2 protein-coding genes are annotated in these 3,034 nt (G+C 54.7%); both read right to left on the bottom strand.

Features of this window, described 5'->3' with window-relative positions; genetic code table 11:
* Positions 1–1,652 (bottom strand): carbohydrate-binding family 9-like protein (locus PHP98_12105; protein ID MDD5484371.1); only part of this gene is annotated, 1,652 nt, incomplete at its 3' end.
* 286 nt (positions 1,653–1,938) lie between these two features.
* Positions 1,939–3,034: carbohydrate binding domain-containing protein (locus tag PHP98_12100; GenBank protein ID MDD5484370.1), on the bottom strand; the 1,096-nt coding region annotated here is incomplete at its 5' end.

The raw sequence follows: 3,034 nt of genomic DNA, 5'->3' as shown, positions 1-3,034 counted from the left end.
CCGCGCGAAAACGCGAAACACATTCCAAGTTCTCTTGAATAACCTGTCGCGCCGATTTCCTGGCCCGTGTACGGCGCGCCCATTTCCAGGATCCAGTGATCCAGGTAAGTCGCCGGGGCCGTGGAAGTCCAGGAGCGAAATTCAGGATAGGTGAGCGACCAGCTTCGGAACCGGTTGTCATGGGCGAAATAAGAAGCCTTAAAGCCAAGAAAAGCCTCGTGCCTGGTGCGCGGGAAAGGCAAGGCCATCGCTTTCCAAATCCTTTCGCGCGTCGTATGTCCGAAAGATTCCTCCGACTGAAATCCGCCGAATCTATGGCCGTATTCCGCCAGGAAGCGCCGGCAAAGCGAAGTTGGCATGTCCGCCGGACCGCTGAAATCATGTCCTGACAAGACAAACTGACGGTCCGTTTTTTTCAGCATTTGATATGTTGGGGACTGGGGATTAAAAAACTTGTCTTCAAACTCTTCCCGGGTGGAACCGGGGTTGATCCGCATCATGGATTCCCTGACAAACGCCTCGTTTTTAAATTCCTCCTTCTCCCAAAATTCGCGCGGCGTAATGTTGTAGCAAAAATCCTTATTTAATATTTTACGCACGCCCCATATTTCCGGCAGATCATACCCGCTGCGCGAAACATCCGAAGTCAAATAGACCTTGTTTGACGCGGCGGCGCCGGCAAAACGCTCCGAAATCATCTTGGCCTCCAGCGCCGTTTTTTTGCCTTCAAGATCAGACGTCCTCTTTTGAACCCCGCGCCACTCCCTGAATGTCAGTTTCTTCCCGGTTTTCACCTCTTCCGCCAACCCCTTGATTTCTTTCAGAATTCCGGATTTCTCGCCGGCCAGTTCCCCGCTTACCCCCAGCGCTTCCGTTTTCCCGGCCAGTCCCTCCAGTTCGCGCATGGCCGCCGCATTGTACGATCCGAAAACAATTCTCACGGAATTTTCCATATCGGCAAACAAACCGCTCCCGATCGCCGGCCAGGCGCTGTTTTCAGCTTTTGACTTCTGTCCCCGGCAGAAATTCCCTCTGAATAGCAACCCTTCCTCCGGCTGAATTCCCAGATATGTCCAGGGAATCGCCATCTCAACCGACCACCGATTGGTGTCAACAAACGCGCCGGCCCGCCAAGCGCTTTCTTTCCCCTCGCGGCAATCCCACTGAGCGCCGAGCGAATTCACCACAAATTGACGGCAATCCGCCGGATTTTCCCCCTCACATATGAAAAATTCCACGTCATCGTCTTCCCAGACACTGCCGTTCCTGGTTGTTACCTTCGCTTTCATTTTGTCAATCCGCGACTCATGACAACGGAACGCAACGTAAAGATTTTCGTCATCGCGCATAATGAACGCCTCGGTCTGTTCCGTCGCCGCGTTAGCAGGATCGCCAAGGATCATGAATTTGCCCGACTTTCCCGCGCCGTTCCATTCCCCATCGCTGATCTTGCCATCCAATGCCGGCGGCTTGGCCGCCTTCGGCACGAACATTTCAGCCGCATGCCCGCTCCAAGCCATGAGCAAACACGCCGCCGCCAGCGCGAATATTCCGGCGCGGGCTTTGCGCCCAACCAATTTTTGATTTGCGGTTTTGGATTTTGGATTATTCAAAACCGAAAGAAACTTACTGTTCTCCGCTGTTGTTCTCATTTTGCTTATTCCTTTCTTTTGTCTTCTGCCTTCTGCCTTCCGCCTTCCGCCTTCTGCCTTCTGCCAAAGGAAACTCGCCCCGCCGAGGCAAATCATCGCGCCAGCGGGGTGGCGCTCCTTATCTCGGCGCGCTCCGCGTCTCCAGCGCAGCGGGCGGTGCAATTAACCGCAGAGGTAGGAGCCGCATCCCCATGCGGCGATTCCAAACACCAGATGCATCGCCGAACAGGGGTTCGGCTCCTACCCACGATTTTGCGCTCTTTTGCGGCAATTTGATACCTGGCTGTTATTCGTAAATCTTCAGCCACCCGAACGTTATTTCACCCTTGCCCTTGAAACCGTCCGGCTGGTCGTTCAGGCCGATAGTTACCCGCGTTATGGGCAACTCCAGGGTCTGGTTCTTGTCCCCGCCCCAATGCTCGCACGACACGTCCCACTTGCTCTCCGGCCCCCTGATCAGATCGGCAAATGATTTGTACACCGTCTTCCACCCCCGCCAATAAACCAGCCCGAGCGGCAGATAATGCGCCTCCCCGCTCTTGTCATACAACACCGCGTCCAGTTCATGCCCGGAACCGTCCCCATATACCCGCAATGCCAGCATCGTTCCCCCGGCAATGGACGCGTCCGCCGTCAGCATGACCGCGTCATGTTTGGCCGAAGTAAAAACATACCTCAATTTCAAGCCCGGCTTGCCCTCGCACGCGTTTTTAGCGTCGCTCTGAAGCAAAACCCCTTCCGGCGCTTCGGCCGGCTCTTCATTAACGTGCGCCGACTGTTTCCATGCCGCGGGATTTTCAAATGTCAGCGAATATACTTCCTTGCCAAGCTTGACCGGCCCTAAATCAACCAGCCGCACATCGTCCACGTATACCTCGCCCCGGCCGTAAAACAGCACCAGATACACGGGAGCATTGCATGTCCCCAGCATATTTACGGGCGTTTCAAATGTTTTCTCAACATACTGCCAGTCAAAATCACCCGTCTTCTCCCCCGCCCTGACTCCCCAATACTTGTTTGTCCTTTGTCCGTCCTGCATGCAAACACAGTTGCCGTCAATAATCAGCGCCCTTGCTTTCCCCCCCTCAGAGAGTCCGGCCTTTATCCAGGCCGATATTTTATATTTCCGGTTGCCTTCAAACTTGCAATGCTGAGAAAAACCGCCATGATACCCGTCCTTATCCGACCGGAGACGGAGGCCTTGTTTCCCCTCATGGGTGGTCCGGCTCAACTCCCAGTCGCCGGGAACGGAGCCGCCATAATATCTCCAATCGGCCGGAGCGCCATCTTTCCCCTCCTCAAATCCGCCGTTTTTCAACAAATTGATATAATCCGTTGACTCTCTTTCCGGCGCCGCATCTTCCGCAAATACAACCGGCGCC

This window comes from Kiritimatiellia bacterium (assembly GCA_028715905.1).
Classification (GTDB): domain Bacteria; phylum Verrucomicrobiota; class Kiritimatiellia; order JAAZAB01; family JAAZAB01; genus JAQUQV01.
This window is presented reverse-complemented; position numbering and strand designations above follow the sequence as displayed.